Here is a 21,249-nt window from a genome sequence, read left to right on the forward strand (position 1 = left end):
GCTCCGGATCGAGGAGCCCGCGGGTGGTGCTCGCTCCGCAGTGCTGTGGCGACAAAACGATTTGTCACGACCGACTGTAGGACCATTCCCGGGGTGAGGAAAGGGGGAGTGGTGACGGCGATGCTCGAGCGGGCGGCGACTGGTCGCTCGTCGGTCTCTGCGGGTCGTATCAGGCCCGATCCGAGTCCACTCGCGGTTGCGTCGCTGCACGAGTGGGCGCGATCCGGGCTCTGCAGGGCGGATGGGGCCCGTTCCGGGTCCACTCGCGGGGCCGCTACTGCACGAGTGGACGCGATCCGGGCTCGGCGGGCCCGTGGGGGCCCGTTCCGCGCCCACTCGCGGGTCAGTCGCGGTCCGGGTCCGCGGAGTCGGAGACGCCGTTCGCCTCCGGTGCCCCGATCGTGCTGATGATCGGGAGGGTCCCCGTCCGCACGAGCGGCTCGTGCGGATCCGAGGGGGAGGGCGCCGCATCCGCGTCGGGCAGCGGCGCCGTGGTCGGGGACGGCTCGCCCTCCCGGTACAGCACGTCGGCGGCCAGCGCCGCGTCCATCCCGCGGTCCCGCCGCGCCCGCGCACGCACCGGCGCCACGGCGCGCACCACCGGAGTCCGCAGTCGGCGATACGCGATGCGCCCGAGCGTGACGCCTCCCGCGAGCCCGACGGCGATCATCCCGGCCTGCAGCAGCAGCTCGATGCCGCTCGCCGGGTCGCCGCCGGACGTCAGGTCCAGCACGCCGCGGTAGAGCGTCAGCCCGGGCAGCAGCGGCACGATCCCGCAGGCGGTCGTCACGACGGCGGGGATCCGCATCCGGTCGGACAGGGCCTCGCCGAGCAGGCCGATGACGAGCGCGGGAGCGGCGCTGGCCATCAGCGGAGCGGCGCCGAGCGCGAGGAGCGAGTCGGAGGCGAGCCACGCGCCGGCACCCGTGAGCGCGGCGATCAGAGCAGCCCGCGGCGGGGTGTGCGACGAGAGCGCCCACGCGCCGGCCGCGATCCCCGCGCCGAGGATCTGCACGCCGGCCGGCCAGGGGCGGGCGTAGGAGTCGACGAGCACGAGCTCGACGCCGAGGGACCGGGCCGCGTCCAGCACCGCGGCGATGCCGACGACGATACCCAGGGTGAGCAGTCCGACCTCGAGCAGGCGCCCGCCGGCGGTGATCGGGAAGCCGTTGATCGCGTCGTCCGCGGCGCCGACGAACGAGAGGCCGGCGAGCAGCACGACGACCCCGGAGGCGACCACCAGCGCCGGCGGCAGCGCGGCGAGCTCGACCGGCAGCTGCGGCACGACAGCGAGCAGCAGCACCGCCACTCCGGTCGCGACCGCCGCGCCCGCGATCTGCTGGAAGAACGCGGGCAGGCCCCACCCGCCCAGCAGGCGGGTGACGGTGTCGATCAGGGCGGCGGTGGCGGCCGCGACGAGGACCACGAGTGGTCCGCCGCCCAGCAGCACCGCGACTCCGGCGGCCATGACCGCGAGGGTGAGGGTGACGACGGCGCGGCGGTAGCGGTGCGGCTGCACGAGGATCGCGTCGAGCCGTTCGTGGGCCGCCTCGAACTGGTGCCGGGCCTCGTCGCGCGCCTCGGTCGAGTCGACGGTGTCGGCGACCCGCACCTCGGGGGAGCCGTCGGTGATCGCCGTGACCAGCGCCGTCACGCGGGCGAGCCGCTCGTAGTCGGCGCTGCGCGTCTGCACGACCCGCAGCACGCTCACGCCGGCGGAGTCGTCGCCTCCGTCGTGCACCACGAGGATCGACGTGAACGTGAGGTCGACCTGCACCTCGATGCCGTACGCCCGGCAGACGCGCTGGATCGTCTCGGTCACCTCGGCCGCCGCCGCTCCGAGCGAGAGCAGCGTCTCGCCGAGCCGCACCGCCAGCTCGAGCACGCTGCGCACGGTCTGCTCGGCGAGGGAGGCGCGGCGGGCGCGGCGGCTGACGGGTGCGGCCGGCTTCTGCCCGCTGAGTGTGCCGACGACCTGCTGGAGGAGACGTGGAGGGCGCATCCGTCGAGCCTAGGCAGACCGCGGGGTGTCCGTGACCGCGCTCTCCGACACCCCCTGGCGCCTCCGCCCTGGGATGTGAGGGGATGGAGCCCGGTGCACCTCGCACCTCCCCTCTCGGAAAGGTCGAGCATGTCGCTCAGCGTGCTGTTCATCGGTGGAACCGGCATCATCAGCGCGGAGGCCGTCCGCCGCTCCCTCGCCGTCGGGCACGACGTGACCGTGCTCAACCGGGGGCGGACGTCGATCCGGCCGCTCCCCGAGGGTGTGCGGACCCTGACCGCCGATGTCCGCGACTCCGCCTCGATGCGCGACGCCCTGGGCGAGGAGCGCTTCGACGTCGTCGTCGAGTTCGCCGCGTTCACCCCCGAGCACGTGCAGCAGGACATCGACCTGTTCGCCGGGCGCACCGGCCAGTACGTCTTCATCAGCTCGGCCTCCGCCTACCAGAAGCCGCCGGCGCGCGTGCCGGTGACCGAGTCGACTCCGCTGCGGAACCCGTTCTGGACGTACTCGCAGGACAAGATCGCCTGCGAGGACCTCCTCGTCGCCGAGTACCGCCGCAGCGGCTTCCCCGTGACGATCGTGCGGCCCTCGCACACCTACGACCGCACCGCGCTGCCGGTCGACGGAGGCTGGACCGTGATCGACCGGATGCGGCGCGGCCTCGAGGTGGTCGTCCCGGGCGACGGCACCTCGCTCTGGACCCTGACTCACAGCAGCGACGTGGCCGTCGGGCTCGTCGGCCTGTTCGGCGCCACGGCCGCGATCGGCGAGGCGTTCCACATCACCGGCGACGAGACGCCCACCTGGGACCGCATCCACCAGGACCTGGCCGCGGCGGCGGGAGTGGAGGCGCGGATCGTGCACGTCGCGTCCGACGCGATCGCCGCCGCCGATCCGGAGCTCGGCGCCGGGATCCTGGGCGACAAGGCGCACTCGATGGTCTTCGACAACGCGAAGGTGCGGAGCCTGGTGCCCGCGTTCTCGCCGGCCGTGCGGTTCAGCGACGGCGCGCGCGAGATCGTCGAGTGGTACGACGCCGACCCGTCGCGCCGGGTCGTCGACGAGCGGATGAACGCGCTGTTCGACTCCCTGATCGAGGCGTACCGACCGCGGCCGCTCTGAGCGCGTCGGACGCGCTTCTCCGGTGGGGGTCTGTCCGGCTTGCAGGGGATGTGCGTCCTCCCGGACGTTGCACTGCGGCGGGAAGCGCGTTCCCGCTCGAAGCCCCTGCGAATGGCACCGCCCCCTCGCGAGAGCGTCTCTCCGCAGTGACCTGTGCGATGTGCAGGGGATGTGCGCCGCTCGGGACGCTGCGATGCGGTGGGAAGCGCGTTCCCCCTCGGATCCCCTGCGAATCGTGCGCGCGCCGGATCGAGCGGGACCTGGATCGTGCGCACCGACTCGAGAGCGGCCTGCGCCGTCGGGGCGGCGCCCGTGCGCGAGGATCGGAGGCATGAGTGCGCAGCGAGGTCTCCCCGCCGGACGTGCCGACGGCGTGTGGTGCCAGCTCGGCGAGCCCCTGACCGCGGTGCAGATCGCGCGCAGCGGAGTCGACTGGCTCTGCCTCGACGCGCAGCACGGGGCGTTCGACGACTCCGCCGTCGTCGCGACGCTGCGGGCCGCGGCGGTGCTCGAGGAGCGACCGCCCGTCGCCGTGCGAGTCGCCGAGCTCTCGGACGCCCTGATCGGCCGGGCGCTCGACGCCGGTGCCGACGTGGTGATCGTGCCGATGGTCGAGACGGTCGCGCAGGCGGAGGCGGCCGTCCGGGCCGCGCACTACCCGCCGGTCGGCCGTCGCAGCTGGGGTCCGATGGCGGGGCTGTGGGGAGCCGTCGCTCCGATGCCCGCCGAGGCGCGCTGCGAGCTGTGGGTGATGATCGAGACCCGCGCCGGTCTCGACGCGGTCGAGGGGATCCTCGCGGTGCCGGGAGTCGCGGGCGTCTTCGTGGGTCCGTTCGATCTCGCGATCGCACTCGGCGTCGCGCTGCCCGACCTGATCGCCGCCGACGGACCCGGCGACCCGCTGCCCGCGATCGTGGCGGCGGCCCGTCGCTCCGGCGTGCGCGCCGGCGCGTTCGCCGGCGATCCGGAGCGGGCGGCGCGACTCCGGGCGCTCGGCTTCGGCGTCGTCGCGGTCGTCACCGATCAGGCGCTGATCGCCCTCGGCGCCGCCGCTCTGCGATCGGACGAGCGCGGCTGATCGCTCACGGCCGGGTCGCGGATCCTCCGCTGTTCCCGCGCCCGCGCCCCGCCGTTCACCGCGCCCGCGTAGCGTCGCCGCATGGCGATCACCGAGACGGCACCCCGCGGCACGGCGCGCCTCGTCCTCGCGCTCGTCGCCTTCGCGAGCGGCGTCCTGCTGCTGAGCCACGCCGCCGTGCAGGGAGTCGGCGCGCTCTCGTTCTGGCAGCCGTGCTGGATGCAGGGCTACGACAGCGGCGCCTGCGCTTACCTGCAGTACGAGGCGCCGACGCCGGAGTGGCTCGCTCCGCTCTGGGTCTGGTTCGCCGAGCTGCTGCTCTCGATCGCCGTGCTCGCGCTGTCGATGCGCGCGCAGGGGCGCATCGTGCCGGCGGCCTTCGCGCTGCTGGCGGTGCTGGGGTCGAGCATCCTCGTCGACTACGTCTTCACCCCGGCGGTCAACGGCGGCTACCTCTCGGCCGACAACCCTCCGGGCTTCGGGCTGATCGGCGCGGTCTGCCAGGCGGTGGCGGGCGTGCTGCTGCTGGTGACGGCGGTCCCACCGCGCCGCTGAGCCGCCGCCGCGCTCTGAGCCGCCGCCGCCCCGTCGCGGTTCCTCAGAAGTTGCGGTAACCGCTCGCGCTTCCCGCAACTATCGGAGGAGCGAGCCGAGCACGCCGTCGCGGTTCCTCACTAGTCGCGGTAAGCGCTCGCGCTTCCCGCAACTTCTGGAGAAGCGAGGAGGCGCCACACCCGGAGCCGCCCACCCCGCGTCACCCCACGTGCACCGCGGGCCGGCGCCCCGGATCCGGCTCCGCGCGACGCAGCACCTCGCGCGTCACCGGCGCCACCTCGCCCGCCCCCGTGATCAGGAAGCGGAACATGTTCGACAGCGGGCTGCCCTCCGTCCACTCGAAGTAGATCTCGGGGATCACGCCCGTCTCGGAGCGGATCTCGAGCAGCACCGCGGCCAGCGTGTTCGGCACGTTGCCGCTGCTCACCTGCAGCACGCGGAAGCCGTGCCGCACGACTCCGCGCACCTCCAGGTCCTCCTCGAAGTTGGACGAGTCGGCGCGGTGCACCTCGAGGAACAGCACGGGCGAGCGGGCCGGGATGTTGCTGTCGCGCCGCTCCTCGCTGAGCTTCGTGCGGTACTCCTGCTCCGAGTCCTCGTCGGGCTCGTGCGAGACGATGCGGATCACTCCGTAGTCGTCGGCGTCGGAGCGGACGAAGGCCAGCGCCTGGTCGTCGAGCACGACGGAGGTCGCGCGCAGCTGGAACGACCGCTGCACCCGCGAGATCAGCGAGACGACGACGATGCCGACGATGAAGACCGCCGCGATCCTCACTCCGTCGGGCCGCTCGATCACGTTGACGACCGTCGTGTAGACGAAGACGAGCGCGATCAGCGCGAAGCCGACGGTGCGCTTGCGCTGCCGCTGGCGCCGGGCCGAGAGGAACACGGCGACGGACGCCGAGGTGATCAGCACGAGCACGCCCGTCGCGTAGGCCCCGCCCTGCGCGTTGACGTCGGCCTCGAAGAGGATCGTGATGAGGAACGCGATCGCGGTGAACACGAGCACCAGCGGCCGCACGGCGGCGGCCCACTGCGGAGCCATGCCGTAGCGCGGCAGGTACCGCGGCACGATGTTCAGCAGCCCCGCCATGGCCGACGCGCCCGCGAACCAGAGGATGCAGATGGTGCTGATGTCGTAGACGGTGCCGAAGCCGTCGCCCAGGTACTCGTGCGCGAGGTAGGCGAGCGCGCGCCCGCTCGCCTCGCCTCCGGGCTGGAACTGCGCCTGCGGGATCAGCAGCGTCGTCACGATGCTCGACGTGATCAGGAAGCTCGACATGATGATCGCCGCGGTCAGCAGCAGGCGCTTCGCCCCGCGGATCCGCCCCGCCGGGTCCGCGGGGGTGTCGCCGGGCGCGCCGGTGATCTGCGGCATCACCGCGACTCCGGTCTCGAACCCCGAGAGCCCCAGGGCGAGCTTCGGGAACACGATCAGCGCGATCCCGACCATGACCAGCGGATTCCCGTGCTGCGTCGTCAGCGCGCTCCACCAGTCGGTGATCACGACCGGGTTCTCGGCCACGTGCCCGAACGACACCGCGATCACGACCAGGTTCAGGAGGAGGAACACGGCCACGAGGACGACCGCAATGCCGATCGCCTCCTTGAACCCCTTGAGGAACACGAGTCCGAGCAGCGCCACGAGTCCGAGGGTCAGCGGCACCTCCGCCCCCTCGAACCAGGCGGGTGCGAACGGGTTCTCGACGGCGTGCGCCGTGGCGTCGGCCGCCGAGAGGGTGATCGTGATCATGAAGTCGGTGGCCGCGAATCCGAGCAGCACCAGCACGAAGAGCTTGCCGCCCCACCAGGGCAGCAGCCGCTCGAGCATCGCGATCGAGCCTTCGCCGCGGAAGCTCTCGCGCGCGACGCGGCGGTAGACGGGCAGCGCGCCGAACAGCGTGAGCAGCACGAGCACGATCGTGGCGAGCGGAGAGAGGAGCCCCGCGGCGACCGCGGCGATCGCGGGCTGGTAGCCGAGCGTCGAGAAGTAGTCGACGCCCGTGAGGCACATCACCCGCCACCACGAGTGCGTCTTCTCGACCGTGGTCGCGTGCGGACCCTGGTGCGCGCCGGACTCCTCGGACAGGCCGGTGAGCATCCAGGCGCGGAGTGCGCGGCGCTTCACGGGCGGGGGAGGAGTGGCGGCGGCGCGCGCCGGAGAGGAGGTCACCTCCCGTTTCTACGCCCCGCGGGTGATCGGCCAGGACCGATCCGGGAAATCACCCGTGAGGATTCCGTAGGGATTTCGGGCGCAGGGGCGCTCGGGGCCTCGCGCGCCCCTGCGGAGAGGCCGAGGATGCTCTCTCGAGCAGTAGCCGGTCATCGGGATCGTTCAGCCCGGGCCCGGCTGCGACCCCCGACGTCCGCTACACGCGGGGCCAGTCGCTCGTAAGAGAGGCCTCCACGGCGCGGTTGCGGAACGAGTACGGCTTCCCGCGGTCGATGATGCCCCGCACGGTGTCGAGTCGTTGCGAGAACGGTCCGACCTGCGTCGCCGACGTCAGACCCATCCGCTCGGCGATGCTCGTCAGTGTCCGCTCGGCGGGCGGCAGTGCTGCCATCGCCTCGACGAACTCGCGCTCTCGCGTCGGGAGGCGGTTCAGGATGCGTTCGACGTGGGCCGAGGCCTCGCGCTCGGCGCCGCGCCAGCCGGACACGACGTCGTCCTGGGAGATCACCGCCGTCGTCGCCGCGTTCCAGGCGCGCTGCCCGGCGAGCTGGAAGAGGAACGGCTCGCCGCAGCAGAGCGCGGTGATCGCCGTCGCCGCGTCGGCGCTCATGGTGACGGTCTCGGCGCGGCCCTCGGCGGTCGTGGTCCGCCACCCCTCGAGGACGAACGGCTGGAGCGCTTCGAGCAGATCCCGCTCGTCGAGGGCGGTGAGCGTCGTGGTGCGGAATCGCCGGGCGAAGGTGGCGCCCTTCCTCGCGCCGGCCATGTCCTCGAAGTCCGGCAGCCCGGTCAGGTAGACGGTGACGGGGAGGAACCGCGGTATCCGCGCCCCACCGGGAGCGATCGCCTCCACCTCGTGCGCCAGAACGTCGCCCAGTGCGATGAGCAGCTGCGACAGCGCGGCCTCGTCGGTGATGTTCTGCACCTCGTCGATGTGGATCATCACGACGGCGCCCTGCTCGATCGCCGCCTCGCCGAGCTCGACCAGCAGTTCGAACAGGGCGGTGAAGGGTTCCTGGCCCGTCCCGCCGCGCACGGTGAGGGAGAGCCCGGCGACGGCGACCTGCTCCACGCGCGCCAGGAGCTCGACGACCCGCTGCCGTGGGGAGGTGCCCAGCCCCGCCCGCTCGGCCAGTCGGAGCACCGCGGAGGCCACGAGCCGCAGCGGGTCGGCGCCCGACGGCATCCGCAGTTGCGGCGTGACCCAGTCGCCGGCGTCCGCCGCGCTCCGGGCGATGCGGCGGACCAGACTGGACTTGCCCGTTCCGGGCTCGCCGAGGATGGTGCGGCCGGTCTCGTACAGACCGGCGGCGCGGCGCGGGCGGACGACGTCCCGCCAGTCGCTCAACTGCTCGACCCGCCCCGCCCAGACGTCGGGCACGACGTCCGAGCCGGGTTGGAAGGGATTACTGAGAGCGGATCGCACGCGATAAATTTATCACGCCCACCGAAGAGCGACGATAACTTTTACAGAACGCGCCTGCGCGCCTCTTCCACGCGGTCACCAGTCGACGAGCGCGTCGAGGTCCTCCGCGACGAAGATGCAGAACGGATGACCGGACGGATCCGCGAAGACGTACAGCGGTCCCTCCGCGTCGTCGCTCTGGTCGTCGATCACCTCGGCGCCCAGCGCCACGGCGCGCTCGCGCTGCTCCTCCAGCTCGGCGGCGTCCGCCACCATCAGGTCGAGGTGCAGCTGCTGCGGGTGCTCGCCCTCGGGCCACGTCGCGCGCTGCAGCCGGTCGACGCGCTGGAACGCGAGCCGCACCCCCTCGGGCGTGCGCAGCGCGACCCACTCCGCGCGGTCGTCGGAGCCGTCGGCCGGCGGTTCGTCGCCGGGCCGGTAGCGGCCGCCGAGGAGGGCGGCGTAGAAGGAGGCGAGACCTCGCGCGTCCTCCGTATCGAGCACGATCTGTCGCAGTCGCAGTGCCATGGCGGCAGGGTAAGCCGGCGTGGGTCGGGCCGACAGGGGCCGGAATTCCGCTCCCGCGGCCGGTCGGCGACCGGTCCGTGTCCGCAACCGAGGACCGAACACCGATCGGCAGCGCGATGCGGCCCGATGGGGCTCCTCACCCTCGGTTCCGTACGCCTCAGGTAAGAACTCCCGCCCTCAGCGGCTGGGCGGGGCGCCCGCACCGCCGCCGGGAGCCGCTCCCGCGGTCGGCGTGGTCGTCGTGTCGACGCGGGCGGTGAGCGCCACGGAGTAGCCCGTCGCGACGTCGCCGGACGTCGTGCCGAGCTGCAGCACGCCTCCGTCGTCGCCGAAGACGTTGTCGTCGGCGAGCGAGACCTGCGCGAGGTTCTGCGTCGATCCGCTGTACTCGTCGAGCGCGTAGACGGCGGCGCAGGCGTCCTCGGGGAGGGCGACCTGCGAGGTCGCGATCGCGTTCGCCGCGTCGGTGATCGAGGCGGCGTCGGGGTAGACCTCGAAGTGGATGTGCGGCCAGCGGCCGGAGTAGCAGGCGGGGAACACCGAGGTGAACGTCACCGCTCCGTTCGCGTCGGCGACCTGGACCCCGCGCAGGTAGGTCTCGTCCTCGACCCCGGAGGAGTACATCGAGTAGTTCCCGCCCGCGTCGCAGTGCCAGACGTAGACGGCCGCGCCGGCGAACGGCACGTCGCCGTTCGCGGTGTCGAGGATCGTGAGGGTCAGCGCCATCGGCACGCCCGCGGCGGTCGCTCCGCCGTCGATGCTCGAGCGGATGTCGCTGCGGACGACTCCGGCGTTCTCGAGCACGTCGACGCCGTTGGATCCGTCGCCGGGGTAGGGGCCGGCGGTCTCGTCGGGGATCTCGCCGGTCGCCGTCGAGGCGGTTCCGGAGGAGGCGGTGCCGGAGGATCCGCTCGCGGACGACGTGCCCGTGCTGCCGCCCGCATCGGTCGTGCACGCCGCGAGCCCCACCGTCGCCGCTCCGACTCCGATCAGCGACAGCACCCGCCGGCGGCTGAACAGCGTGCCGACGTCGAAGAGCAGCCCTTGGTCGACGACCTCCTCGTGCGGCCGGTCGAGACGCCGCCCCTGGTAGGCGGGCCCCTGCGGGGTGAGGTCGGGCTCGGGGATGCGGGTCATGGTGTCCTCCTCGGACGTCGGCTGCGCGTCCGACTCTGACGATCGGGTCTATGAGCCTCCGATGCGGGACCGATGACGTGGCGAAGGGTCCGCTCGAGGCTCTGCTGACCCGTCCGGTGAGGCGCGACAACGTTGAGCGCAGGCGCTGAGCGTAAAGGTTAGAGGCGCTAACCTTGGCTACACATCAGCCCCGCACTTGGGAGGTCCCCGTGCACCACGTCGACCGTGAGTGGAACCCGCGCGAGACCGCGGGGCTCACTCGTCGAGACCGCAGCCCCGGCGTCTACCGCGCTCTCGTGCCCGACGAGCTCGGACTCGCGCTGCCTCCGCTGGGCCGAGAGGCAGCCGGTGCGGCGGAGGACGCTCTGACGGTGCTGGCTCGGGCCGACGAGCGCATCGGCGCCAGAGGCGGCTCTCTCAACCATCTCCTGATCCGCTCCGAGAGCATCTCGTCCTCGTGGATCGAGGGGAATCGCGTCACTCCGAAGAAGCTCGCGATCGCCGAGGTGCTCCAGCAGGGGAAGAAAGTCGCACTCGATGTGATCGCGAACGTCCGGGCGACGGAGACCGCCATCGCCGGACTGGCCGATCGTGAACGCCGCATCACGCTCGCGGACATCGAGGCGCTGCAGCACACCATCGAACCGTCGCTCCCGTACGGCGTCCGTGAGGAGCAGAACTGGGTGGGCGGCACCGGGTGGTCCCCCCTGCGAGCTGATTTCGTGCCGCCGCCGGAGTCCGAGGTGCGACGGCTCGTCGAGGACCTGGCCGCCTTCGTGACGGCGACCGAGGGCAACCCCGTCGTCCGAGCCGCGCTCGCCCACGCCCAGTTCGAGACCATCCATCCGTTCATCGACGGCAACGGACGCACCGGTCGTGCGCTCATCCACACGGTGCTGAAACGCAGCGACGCCCTGCGCAACGTCCTCGTGCCCATCTCGACGGTGTTCGCCGGCGACAAGGACGAGTACATCGCCGGCCTGACCGCGTTCCGAGCCGGCGAGGTGGACGACTGGGTGATCGGATTCGCGCGGGCGACGGAGGTGGCCGCCTCGAACGCGGTCGCCCTCTCCGAGGCCGTCGAGAGACTGGACTCCGCCGTCCTCGAGCGCCTGGTCGCCTATCGAGCTGAGGCCGGTCTTTCGCCCGCCCGCCCGCGGAAGGACGCTGTCGTGCTCCGGATACTGGACCGACTCGCGATCGATCCGGTTCTGACGGCGGAGACCGCCGCCCGGAATCACGGCGTCTCGACCGTCGCCGCGCACGGAGCCCTGGCCCAGCTGTCCGCCGCCGGGATCCTCTCTCGGAACAAGGACCACAAAGGACGGCTGTTCTGCTGGACGGCGGACGAGCACCTCGCTCACGTCGCGCTGACGGAGCGCAGCAACCGCATCGGGGGAGGGGACATACTCAACGAGATGCCCCGGCACGGGCCCGCCCGACCCGACACGCGTGTCGTCGGTCGGCTCCTCCGGTGACGCCGTCGATCGCCTCGGCGTCCGGGGCAGCCCGCGACCGGGCTTGCCGGGGCAGTCCCTCCAGGGGAGGACGATCGTGACGCGCGGGTTCCGCACCCTCCCGCTCCTCCCTGCCGTCGCCCTGCTCGCCGGCTGCGCTGTGAACCTCGACGGCTCGCCGGAGGCCTCCTCCGAGACGGCCGCGCGCGAATCGGCGGCCGCGCTCGCCGACGGCATCGGCACCGACCGGCCCGACGGCATCGACGAGGTCGCGCGCGAGGCCGTCGTGGCGGGCGCCGACCTGATCGCGATCGAGTCCCTCGAGGCCCCCGAGCTGATCGACCCCTTCGGCGCGCTCACGACGCGCGTCACCGGCGCTGACGGAGAGGCCTACTGCTTCCGCATCGAGTACGGCTTCTACGGCCGCCACAGCGACGACGGCGAGACCGTCCTCGGCACGACGACCGGGGTGGAGGACGTCGAGTGCGACGCGTCGACGCCGGGCGTCGCTCCGTCGCCGGACACCCGCGAGATCGTCGTGCCCGCTCCGAACGCCGAGGCGGCGGCGACGGAGGTGCTCGCCGGGCTCCCCGAGGATCCGGGACCGGCGGACGCGGTCGTCGCCGCGATCACCGAGCGACTGGCCGCCCCGACGGGGGTGCGGGAGGTCGCGGCGCCGCCGACGGCGGCGGTGCGGGGGAGCGATGTCGGAGTGGCGATGGGCCGCGCCGGGGACTGCGTGCTCGTCAAGCGCGAGGACGGAGTGGTCACCCGTGTCGTCGTCGCGCCGGTCCGGCTGCAGCCGGGCGAGCTCGGCTGCACCGCAGAGACGGCCCTGCTCCCGGCCGAGTCCCTCGGGTCGCCGCACTGACGGGCCGGCTCGCAGGCGTCCTCGACGAGGCGTCCCCCGGCAGCCCGCGCCGGGTCGACCCGTCCGGCGAGGTCGGGATGCGCGCGTCGAATCTGTCGCCCTCCTCGGGGGGTACCGGAGCCTGAGAATCCGCCCCGAACACAGGGATAGTGGGGAGCCACTCGTCCCCTCGCGTCCGAGCGCCGCCCCCGGGCGCTCACGCGCCTCCTCAGAGAGATCGTCGTGCCCGGATCCGCGCCCCCCGTCCGCTCCTCCCTCCGCTCCCGACTCGCCACCGCCCTGGCGGCCGTCGTGGTCGCCGCCGGCCTCGTCGCGATGCCGACGGCGGCGCCCGCGGCCTCGGCTGCGGCCTCCTCGGCATGCGGTGAGGCGGGAGTCGTCAATACGGCCATCGCGGCCGGCCCCGACGCCGTGGAGTGCCGGTACGTGAACCGCAGCGCCGACGGCATCGGAGGGGCCCCCGACACCTTCACGGTGCCGCCGAACACGCACTCCCTGAAGGTGCGCGTCGACGGCGGGCGCAACGGCGGACTGACGACCGCGAAGCTCTGGGTCACCCCCGGGCAGGTGCTTCAGGTCAACGTCGGCGGGGTGGGCGAGGACGCCCGTCCCAACGGAGTGTCGATCGGCAAGCGGGCCCTCGGTGGCTGGAACGGAGGCGGCACGGGAGGAACCGACGGGTTCGGCTGCACCCTGAATCCCTGCGGTGACGGCGGCAACGGTGCGACCGACGTCAGGACCGGGGACTTCGGGCTGAGCGATCGCGTCCTCGTCGCCGGCGGCGCGGGTGGCGACGCCTACTTCATGGGAGTCGGCGGAGGCGAGAACGGCCAGGACGGCGGTCAGGAGGTCGATTCCACCGTCTACGGCGGCAAGGGCGGCGGCGGCAGCCAGAAGGCGGGAGGCTACGGCGGCGGGAACGCGAGCGGCGGCACCTTCGGCGGCGGTGGCGGCGGCGGCGACGCGAAGCCGTTCCCCGGCGCCTCGGCGAACGGCGGAACCGGCGGCGGCGGCGGCTGGTACGGCGGTGGCGGCGGAAGCGGGCGGTACTACGCGCCGTGGCTCATCTACTACCAGGGCTCGGGTGGCGGCGGCAGCGGGCACGCGGGAGCCGGCACGACGGAGGCCGTCCTCACCCAGGGCGGAGGCAGGGATCGCGCGAACGTGGTCATCCGCTCCATCCCCGACGAGTACTCCACGACGGTCTCGGTGGTCTCGGCCACCAACCCCAGCGCCGTCGGGGACGACCTCCGGTTCACCGTGACCGTCGAGACCGCCGACCCGGCGAGGATCCCTCTCGGGTCCGGACGCGCCGGCGTCGCGTACCAGGTCGTGGACAACGGCGTCCCGACCATGATCGTTCCGAACAAGCTCGTCACGATCGACCCCGCCCTGCCGGGCAGGGGCACGGCCGAGATCCAGATCACCGGGGCGGATGGGGCCCTCACCTCCCGGGCGGGCGACGCGATCTTCTACGGCACGTTCTCGGGCCGCGAGACCGACACGGCCACCGGCACTTTCCGCACCCGGTCGAACGCCTCGGCCAAGCAGACGCAGACCATCGTGCGCCCGCCCGTGCCGATCATCCCGGTGGAGCAGACCATCACGTTCTCGGAGCTGCCGGAGCTGCGCATCGACGGCCCCGCCGTCGATGCCACCGCGACCTCGTCGTCCGGTCTGCCCGTCAGCTATCTCAGCAACACGCCCGAGTCCTGCACGGTGACGCCCGAGAACAGGATCACTCCGGTCGGGGGCGGCGCGTGCGTGATCGTGGCGCTGCAGCCCGGCAATGAGCGGTTCCTCCCCGCGACGCCCGTCGAGCGCTCCTTCGAGATCGCCTTCCTTCCGCTGTCGATCGAGCTCGACGCCCTCGCGAGCAACACCCTGGGTGAGGAGACCGTGACGGCCCGTGCGCGATCCTCGGCCGGCGTGCTGGTCGACATCGACACCTTCGACTACGACATCTGCGAACCCGTGGGCACAGCGCAGAGGGACGCGACCGGTTCCGTGACGCGGGACATCCGCCTCGTCGGCCCGGGGCTCTGCAGGGTCGCCGCCATCTACGGCGACGAGAGGTACGACTTCACCTGGAGCAACGTGCAGGAGTTCGAGGTCCTCCCCATCAGGCAGAGCATCTCGTTCCGGCTGCCGCAGGTCGCGGTACCCGTCGGGTACTACGAGGACGTCCTGACCTACCCGAGCTCGACCAGCGGGCTCCCCGTCGCGGTGACCACGACGACTCCGCTGGTGTGCGCCGTCAGAGACGAGGCCTTCGTGCGCACAGTGGGCGCCGGAACCTGCGAGTTGCAGTTCCAGCAGCCCGGCGACGAGCGGTACCTGCCTGCGCCCACCGCTTCCGGATCGTTCGAGGTGAGCAAGCGGGCCCAGACCATCGACTACTTCGCCCCGGCGGACGTCGATCCGCGGGCCGGCAGCACGTACTCTCCGCGCTCCATCACCAGTTCGGGGCTGTCCGCGATCTACGGCGCGTCCGGCGCGTGCACGATCTCCGAGGGGATCGTGACCTTCACGGTCGTCCGCGGCGTGTGCACGATCACGGCCGACCAGCCAGGCGACGCAAACACGCTCCCGGCCGCTCAGAAGTCGTACGACCTCACGGTGACCAAGGGCCTGCAGTCGATCACGGTCACCTCGACGCTGCCGGCGACCGCGGCGCTCGACACGCGCCACGTCGTCTCCGCCACCGCCGACTCGGGCCTGCCTGTCAGCGTCTCGGCCAGCGGCTGCACCCTCTCGACCGACGAGCAGGGTCGGCGGATCGTGGTGCTGACGGACGCGGGTCGGTGCGGTCTCGCCTTCAACCAGGCGGGCGACGCCGACCACGAGGCCGCTCCCGAGGAGCAGCGGACGATCACCGCGACGCGCCTGCCCCAGGCGATCACGGTCGGCTCGACGCCTCCTGCCCGTGCTTTCGACGGCGACACGTACAGGGTCGAGGCGACCGGAGGCGGATCCACCGCTCCGGTGGTCGTCTCGATCGTCCGGGGCGGCGACTGCACCATCGAGGGCTCGGTCGTGTCCTTCTCCGGAGAGGGGTCCTGCACGGTCACGATCGATCAGAGCGGAGACGCCCGGTACGCCGATGCTCCGCAGATCAGGCAGACCATCACGGTGGGCATTCCGGAGGGCGACCTCGCCTTCGGCGGCGAGGCCCCGGTGACCGGTCGCGTGTTCGGGACCTACACGCCCGTGATCGTCGCGGGCCCGTCGACGGGCGAGCCTGTGCTGTCGGCGAGCGGTGCGTGCTCCGTCCGGGCCGACGGGAGGACCGTGCAGAACGACAGCACCGGGACCTGCCGGATGTCGCTCGACCAGCCGGGCGACGGCGACTGGCCGGCGCGCCGGGCGGAGAGGAGCTACTGGGTCCTCAAGGCCGAGCAGACCGTCCGCATCACCAGCACGCCCCCGGCCTCGCCGGTGGTGGGCGGGACCTACACGCCGACGGTCGCCGGAGGCGGATCCAGTGAGGCGCCGCGGATCCTCACCGGCGTGCTGTGCTCGGTGAAGGACGGGGTCGTCACGTTCACGACGAAGGGCGTCTGCCTCGTCTCGGCGTACCAGAACGGCGACGCGCAGTACGAGAGCTCCCGCCCGGACAACCAGGAGATCGAGGTGGGCTACGCGCCCGGCTCCGTGTCGTTCGGCAGTGCGGCTCCGACCGACGCGAAGGTGGGCGGTTCCTCCACTCCGGTGATCGTCGCCGGTCCGGCTGCGGGCCGTGCGGTGCTGTTCGCCTCGGGCGCCTGCTCGCTGGGCGAGGGCGGCGTGGTCTCGTACGACTCCGCCGGCACCTGCACGCTGACCGCGCGCCAGAGCCGTGACGACACCTACGGGTCCGCGCGCGCCGATCAGACGTTCGAGATCACGAAGACCGCGCAGACGGTGGCGTTCACGACGCGCGCCCCGGCCACGGCGATCCCGGGAGACGACCACACTCCGAGCGCGACGGGCGGGGCCTCCGAGCAGCCCGTCGTGATCGGCGCCGCCGGCGCGTGCGCGATCGAGGACGGGGTCGTGACCTTCAGCGGCAGCGGCACCTGCACGATCACCGCCGACCAGGCGGGCGACGACCGCTTCCAGTCGGCGCCGCAGATGTCGCAGACCGTCGCGGTCGCGCTCCTCCCAGGCACCGTCGCGTTCGACGTCGATGCTCCGATGGGCGCACGGGTCGGCGGATCCTCGACTCCGGCGATCATCCGCGGCCCGTCGAGCGCCGATCCGGTGCTGACGGCGTCGGGGGCCTGCTCCGTCGCGTCGGGCGTCGTCTCGTACGACTCCGCCGGAACGTGCACGCTGACGCTCGACCAGGCGGAGGATGCGCGCCACGGTGCGGCTCCCCAGGTCGTGCGCACCTTCGCGATCGCGAAGATCGCGCAGACGGCGGTGTTCACCTCCACGGCTCCGGCCGCGGGGGTCCCCGGAGGCACCTACACGCCGACCGCGACGGGCGGACCGTCGGGTCGCCCGGTCATCGTCGCGGCGACCGGGTCCTGCTCGATCGAGGACGGAGTCGTGACCTTCGTCGGGAGCGGCACCTGCACGATCACCGCCGACCAGGCGGGCGACGACCGGCACGAGGCAGCGGCCCAGGTGTCGCAGTCGATCGCGGTCGACCTCGCCGCCGGAACGGTCGCGTTCGGCGGTGACGCTCCGGTCGGTGCACGCATCGGCGGCTCATCGACTCCCGTGGTCGTCCGCGGCCCGTCGAGCGCGGATCCCGTGCTGGCGGCTTCGGGCGCCTGCTCGGTGGCCGCGGGAGTCGTGTCCTACGACTCTGCGGGGACCTGCACGCTGACGCTGGATCAGGCGGGGGATGCTCGCCACGGCGGGGCTCCGCAGGCGGTGCGGACGTTCGAGATCGGACGGGTCGCGCAGTCCCTCGCGTTCACGTCGATCGCTCCCGCCGCGGTCGCGGGCGGCGCCGGCTACACGCCGACGATCAGCGCGGGCGGGTCCAGCGCCCCGGTGGTCCTGGGCACGACGACGCCCGAGGTGTGCTCGATCACGGCCGGCGCCGTGAGCTTCGCGAAGGCCGGCACCTGCGAGCTCACCGCCGACCAGGCCGGGGACGCGACCCACGAGGCGGCCCCTCGCGTGACCCAGTCGATCACGGTCACCGCGCCGGCCCCGATCGTGAGGAAGGCCCAGAAGATCGCGTTCACGACGAAGATGCCGACCTCGCCCGAGCGCGGTGTCGCGTACCCGGTCGCTGCGACCGCCACCTCCGGTCTGCCGGTCGCCCTGTCCGCGAAGGGCGGCTGCGTGCTGAGCGCCACGGGCCCGGGCACCGCGACCGTCAGGCTCACCGGGCTCTCGAACTGCGTCGTCACGGCGACGCAGACCGGGAACTCGCAGTGGCTGGCTGCACCGTCGGCGAAGCAGTCGCTGCGGATGAAGCTCTTCACCCGCGCCGACCTGAGGATCGCCGTCGCGCCCGCTCCCGGCCTCGCCGCGAGCGCCCCGCTGTCGGCGATCGTCACGGTGAAGAACGTCGGCACCCGCGACGCGGCGACCACCACCACCCGAGTGGTCGTCTCGGGTCAGGTGGCCAGCGCCCCGGGTGCGGTGCAGACCCGGGGAACCGTGGCGGGTACCACGGTGCTCACCTGGACCGCCAAGAGCGTCGGCACCGGCGCGAGCATCGCGTACCCGGTGACCTTCTCGAGCCGGCCGAAGTCGACCACGTTCGACGCGAAGGTCTCGACCGCCGCATCCGACCCGACCCCCGCCGACAACGCGGTGAAGCGCACGAGCTGACCGGTATGGAGGCGGCGGCCGGCATCACCTGGGTGCTGTCGATCGTGGGCCTCGTCCTCGTCATCCGCGCCGCGACCGCGTTCCGTCGGACGTCCTCGAGGAGTGGCTGCGGTCCAGCGCCACCGAGGACGACGGCTCAGCGGGCCGCCCGCTCCCGGATCGCCAGGATCACGTCGGTCTTCGCGTCCGAGTACGCGTTCATGTCGTCCCAGCGGCGGCGCAGCAGGTCGCGCTTGACGCTCTCGTAGAGCGCCCGGTCGGCGGGGTCCGAGCGGAGGCGGTCCCGCAGCAGCAGGTACGCGTCGATCGCGGCGGCGCCCCGCTCGTAGACGTGCACGTGCACGTCCCGCGCGGGGGTCCGTACGAGGCGGTGGCCCGGCTCCCGCACGCGCAGCAGGTAGCCGGCGGCCAGGAGCGCGTCCAGGTAGTCCTCCTCGGCCGTGATGTCGTCGACGATCACGACGATGTCGATGATCGGCTTGGCCGCGAGTCCGGGCACCGACGTCGATCCGATGTGCTCGACGCCGACCCCCGGCAGCGCGCCGAGGATCCGGCGCCGGTGCTCCTCGAAGTGCGCGGGCCAGCTCTCGTCGTACTCGTGCAGCGCGACCTCGAGCGGCTCGACGCCGCCGATCAGCTCGACGGCGGTGGCATCGGGGCGGCGGGAGGACATCCGCCCATCCTCGCAAAGAGAAAGGCCGGAGGGATCGCTCCCCCCGGCCCGCAGGAGCTACGCCTGCTCCTCCTGCACGTGCTTCTCGACCATGTTCGCCCGCGCGTTCGGGACGGTGTGCGTCATGACGAGGCCCTCGACGTCCCGCGACCCGTTGCGGCCGAGGTTCGCGAGCCGGGCGAGCTCGTCGTCGGACAGGGTCTGCGACTGCAGCGGAGGCAGGTCCTTCACCTCGTCCAGCGTGATGCCGAGGCCCTCGCCGACCCGGCGGCCGAGGTCGTCCTCCAAGAGGTAGAAGTGCCACAGCATCCGCTCCTGCACGGGGCGCGCGGCCTGCGAGATCAGGTCGACGAAGTTCGCGACCAGATCGTCGCGCTCCCACTCCTCCATCAGCAGGTAGCGCTGGCCGGCCTGGGTGTAGTCGTTCGTGCGCGGGATCCGCTTGCGCGTGAGGCGACCGGTGATCTCGGGGCCCTGGTCGTCGTGGGTCGGGTACTGCGCCTCGCGCAGCCCGCCGGTGATGGAGGGTTCGTAGTTCACGTGCGGGTTCTCGCCGCCGTGATCCTGGTGGAACGCCATCTGCCCGTCGCGCTGGTTGGTCGCGACGTGCACGTTCTTCGGCGCGTTCACCGGCAGCTGCAGGTAGTTCGGGCCGACGCGGTACCGCTGGGTGTCGGAGTAGGAGAAGGTGCGGCCGACCAGCATCTTGTCGTCCGAGAAGTCGAGGCCGTCGACCAGCACGCCGGTGCCGAACGAGAGCTGCTCGTTCTCGGCGAAGTGGTTCGTGACGTTGCGGTTCAGGACCATGCGCCCGACCGTCTTCGGCGGGAACTCGTTCTCGGGCCAGACCTTCGTGTCGTCGAGCGGATCGAAGTCGAGCTCGGGGTGGTCGTGGTCGTCCATCAGCTGCACGCGCAGCTCCCACTCCGGGTACTCGCCGCGCTCGATGGCCTCGTAGAGGTCCTTCGACGCGTGGCCGAGGTCGCCGCCCTGCACGACGGCCGCGTCGGCCTCGGTCATGCTGCTGACGCCCACGGAGGGGATCCAGTGGTACTTGACCAGCTTCGTGTCGCCGGCGGCGTTCACCCACTTGTAGGTGTTCACTCCGAAGCCCTGCTGGTGGCGGTAGTCGGCCGGGATGCCGCGGGGGCTGAACAGGTTGACCAGCATGTGCATCGACTCCGGCGTCTGCGACATGAAGTCGAAGATGCGGCCGGGCTCCTGCCGGAACGTGACCGGGTCGGGCTTGAGCGAGTGGATCACGTCGGGGAACTTGATGGCGTCGCGGATGAAGAAGACGCCGAGGTTGTTGCCCACGAGGTCCCAGTTGCCGTCCTCGGTGTAGAACTTCACCGCGAAGCCGCGGGGGTCGCGCGCGGCCTCGGACGAGTCGCGGCCGCCGATCACGGTCGAGAAGCGGATCGCGACATCGGTGCGCTTCCCCGCCTCCTGGAACAGCTTCGCGCGGGTGTACCGCGAGATCGGCTCGTCGCCCCAGGTGCCGGTCGCCTCGAAGTAGCCGAAGGCGACGGCGCCACGGGCGTGTACCACCCGCTCGGGGATCCGCTCGCGATCGAAGTGGCTGATCTTCTCGAGGAACTGGTAGTTCTCGAGCGTGGCCGGGCCGCGGGCCCCGACCGTGCGCTGGTTCTGGTTGTCGTAGACGGGGTGTCCCTGACGGTTGGTCAGGATCTTCCGGTCATCGCCCTCGGCGGGCGGCTGGGAGGAGACGTCGGTCATGGATCAGGTGTCCTTTCCAGGTGGCGGTCCCGTCCATCCGATCAGAGACGACCTGGACGACGCCCCGGGTTGACCTCACCGGTCGGAGCGCACGTGCACCGTCTCGCCCTCGAGGACGAACCGGAGGCCGCTCCCCTCGCCGAACTGCTCCCTCAGCTCGGCGGGCAGCGACGACGAGACGGTGAGCTGCGCGGTCGCGGGGAACGAGCGGGCGCTGCATCCGCTCGACACGATCACGCTCTCGCCGGACGCGGCGAGCACCACTGAGAGGCACGCGCCGCCGTCGTCGCCGCTGGGCCGCTTCACCAGGCGGAGGCCGTGGAACGGCGCGGACGCGAGGGTGCTCTCGGCGCCGCCGAAGCGCGGCAGGTCCTCGGCGGGGGTCAGCGGCAGGGACGCGACCTCGTGGTCGGGGGCGGTCGTCGCCCAGAGGGTCGCGCCGACGCCGGCCGCCACGGCGACGACCAGCGACGCCGCCCAGAGCAGGGCGAGCGCGCGGCTGATCCGAGGGCGCGGTGCGGAGTCCGGCTCCTCGGCGAGGAGCGGGCCGCCCGACTCGAGGGTCCGCAGCCGGGCGAGCTCCCGCGGCTCGAGGTCGGGCCGGCGCCCGTAGGCGCGGCGCTGCAGCTCGCGGAGCTCGTCCTCGTCGGTCACCCTCCGAAGTGTGCCACCGGGCGGTGCGGGCGAGGCGTCCTGCTGCCGTCGAGGCGTCCCGTCGCTCCTGGAC

General features: G+C 72.4%; 14 protein-coding genes. 6 read left to right on the forward strand and 8 right to left on the reverse strand.

The window, feature by feature from the left end:
• Positions 1 to 343: 343 nt before the first annotated feature.
• Complete coding sequence (locus tag ASF48_RS00660; RefSeq protein ID WP_055784846.1) at positions 344 to 2,002, reverse strand: threonine/serine ThrE exporter family protein; 1,659 nt, start codon at positions 2,000 to 2,002, stop codon at positions 344 to 346.
• Between the two features lie 129 nt (positions 2,003 to 2,131).
• On the opposite strand from ASF48_RS00660, the gene ASF48_RS00665 reads away from it, so the two are divergent.
• From ASF48_RS00665 to ASF48_RS00675, 3 genes are all read left to right on the forward strand, one after another.
• On the forward strand, positions 2,132 to 3,127 hold the full coding sequence (locus ASF48_RS00665; protein WP_055784849.1) for an SDR family oxidoreductase: 996 nt from the start codon (positions 2,132 to 2,134) through the stop codon (positions 3,125 to 3,127).
• A 331-nt stretch (positions 3,128 to 3,458) separates the two neighbouring features.
• Positions 3,459 to 4,205: an HpcH/HpaI aldolase family protein gene (locus ASF48_RS00670; protein ID WP_055784851.1), complete on the forward strand. Its 747-nt coding sequence runs from the start codon at positions 3,459 to 3,461 to the stop codon at positions 4,203 to 4,205.
• 81 nt (positions 4,206 to 4,286) lie between these two features.
• Entirely contained in the window at positions 4,287 to 4,760 is a 474-nt protein-coding gene (locus tag ASF48_RS00675) for a hypothetical protein (protein WP_055784854.1), read from the forward strand.
• A 199-nt stretch (positions 4,761 to 4,959) separates the two neighbouring features.
• Here ASF48_RS00675 and ASF48_RS00680 read toward each other — a convergent pair whose 3' ends face one another.
• From ASF48_RS00680 to ASF48_RS00695, 4 genes are all read right to left on the reverse strand, one after another.
• Positions 4,960 to 6,861 carry an amino acid transporter gene (locus ASF48_RS00680; RefSeq protein WP_157603082.1) on the reverse strand — a complete coding sequence of 634 codons (1,902 nt, stop codon included), beginning with the start codon at positions 6,859 to 6,861 and terminating at the stop codon, positions 4,960 to 4,962.
• Between the two features lie 268 nt (positions 6,862 to 7,129).
• Positions 7,130 to 8,359, reverse strand: a complete 1,230-nt coding sequence (locus tag ASF48_RS00685) for an ATP-binding protein (RefSeq protein ID WP_055784863.1) — start codon at positions 8,357 to 8,359, stop codon at positions 7,130 to 7,132.
• A gap of 75 nt (positions 8,360 to 8,434) precedes the next feature.
• Positions 8,435 to 8,866 carry a VOC family protein gene (locus tag ASF48_RS00690; RefSeq protein WP_055784866.1) on the reverse strand — a complete coding sequence of 144 codons (432 nt, stop codon included), beginning with the start codon at positions 8,864 to 8,866 and terminating at the stop codon, positions 8,435 to 8,437.
• Between the two features lie 177 nt (positions 8,867 to 9,043).
• On the reverse strand, positions 9,044 to 10,003 hold the full coding sequence (locus ASF48_RS00695; RefSeq protein ID WP_055784869.1) for an intradiol ring-cleavage dioxygenase: 960 nt from the start codon (positions 10,001 to 10,003) through the stop codon (positions 9,044 to 9,046).
• 209 nt (positions 10,004 to 10,212) lie between these two features.
• Here ASF48_RS00695 and ASF48_RS00700 point away from each other — a divergent pair, with 209 nt between their 5' ends.
• From ASF48_RS00700 to ASF48_RS00710, 3 genes are all read left to right on the forward strand, one after another.
• Positions 10,213 to 11,481: a Fic family protein gene (locus ASF48_RS00700; RefSeq protein WP_055784871.1), complete on the forward strand. Its 1,269-nt coding sequence runs from the start codon at positions 10,213 to 10,215 to the stop codon at positions 11,479 to 11,481.
• Between the two features lie 76 nt (positions 11,482 to 11,557).
• Positions 11,558 to 12,331, forward strand: a complete 774-nt coding sequence (locus ASF48_RS00705) for a hypothetical protein (RefSeq protein ID WP_157603002.1) — start codon at positions 11,558 to 11,560, stop codon at positions 12,329 to 12,331.
• Between the two features lie 222 nt (positions 12,332 to 12,553).
• Complete coding sequence (locus tag ASF48_RS00710) at positions 12,554 to 18,109, forward strand: glycine-rich protein (protein ID WP_055784877.1); 5,556 nt, start codon at positions 12,554 to 12,556, stop codon at positions 18,107 to 18,109.
• Between the two features lie 136 nt (positions 18,110 to 18,245).
• On the opposite strand, the gene ASF48_RS00715 is transcribed toward ASF48_RS00710, so the two are convergent.
• The 3 genes from ASF48_RS00715 to ASF48_RS00725 all read right to left on the reverse strand — a co-directional run bounded on the left by ASF48_RS00715 (position 18,246) and on the right by ASF48_RS00725 (position 21,176).
• Positions 18,246 to 18,782 carry a GrpB family protein gene (locus ASF48_RS00715; protein ID WP_055784879.1) on the reverse strand — a complete coding sequence of 179 codons (537 nt, stop codon included), beginning with the start codon at positions 18,780 to 18,782 and terminating at the stop codon, positions 18,246 to 18,248.
• 57 nt (positions 18,783 to 18,839) lie between these two features.
• The gene (locus ASF48_RS00720) at positions 18,840 to 20,522 is read right to left on the reverse strand and encodes a catalase (RefSeq protein ID WP_055784882.1); all 1,683 of its coding nucleotides are present in this window, start codon (positions 20,520 to 20,522) and stop codon (positions 18,840 to 18,842) included.
• A 75-nt stretch (positions 20,523 to 20,597) separates the two neighbouring features.
• Complete coding sequence (locus ASF48_RS00725; protein ID WP_055784885.1) at positions 20,598 to 21,176, reverse strand: hypothetical protein; 579 nt, start codon at positions 21,174 to 21,176, stop codon at positions 20,598 to 20,600.
• Between the last annotated feature and the right edge of the window lie 73 nt (positions 21,177 to 21,249).

This window comes from Rathayibacter sp. Leaf299, assembly GCF_001423055.1.
Taxonomy (GTDB): Bacteria; Actinomycetota; Actinomycetes; order Actinomycetales; family Microbacteriaceae; genus Rathayibacter; species Rathayibacter caricis.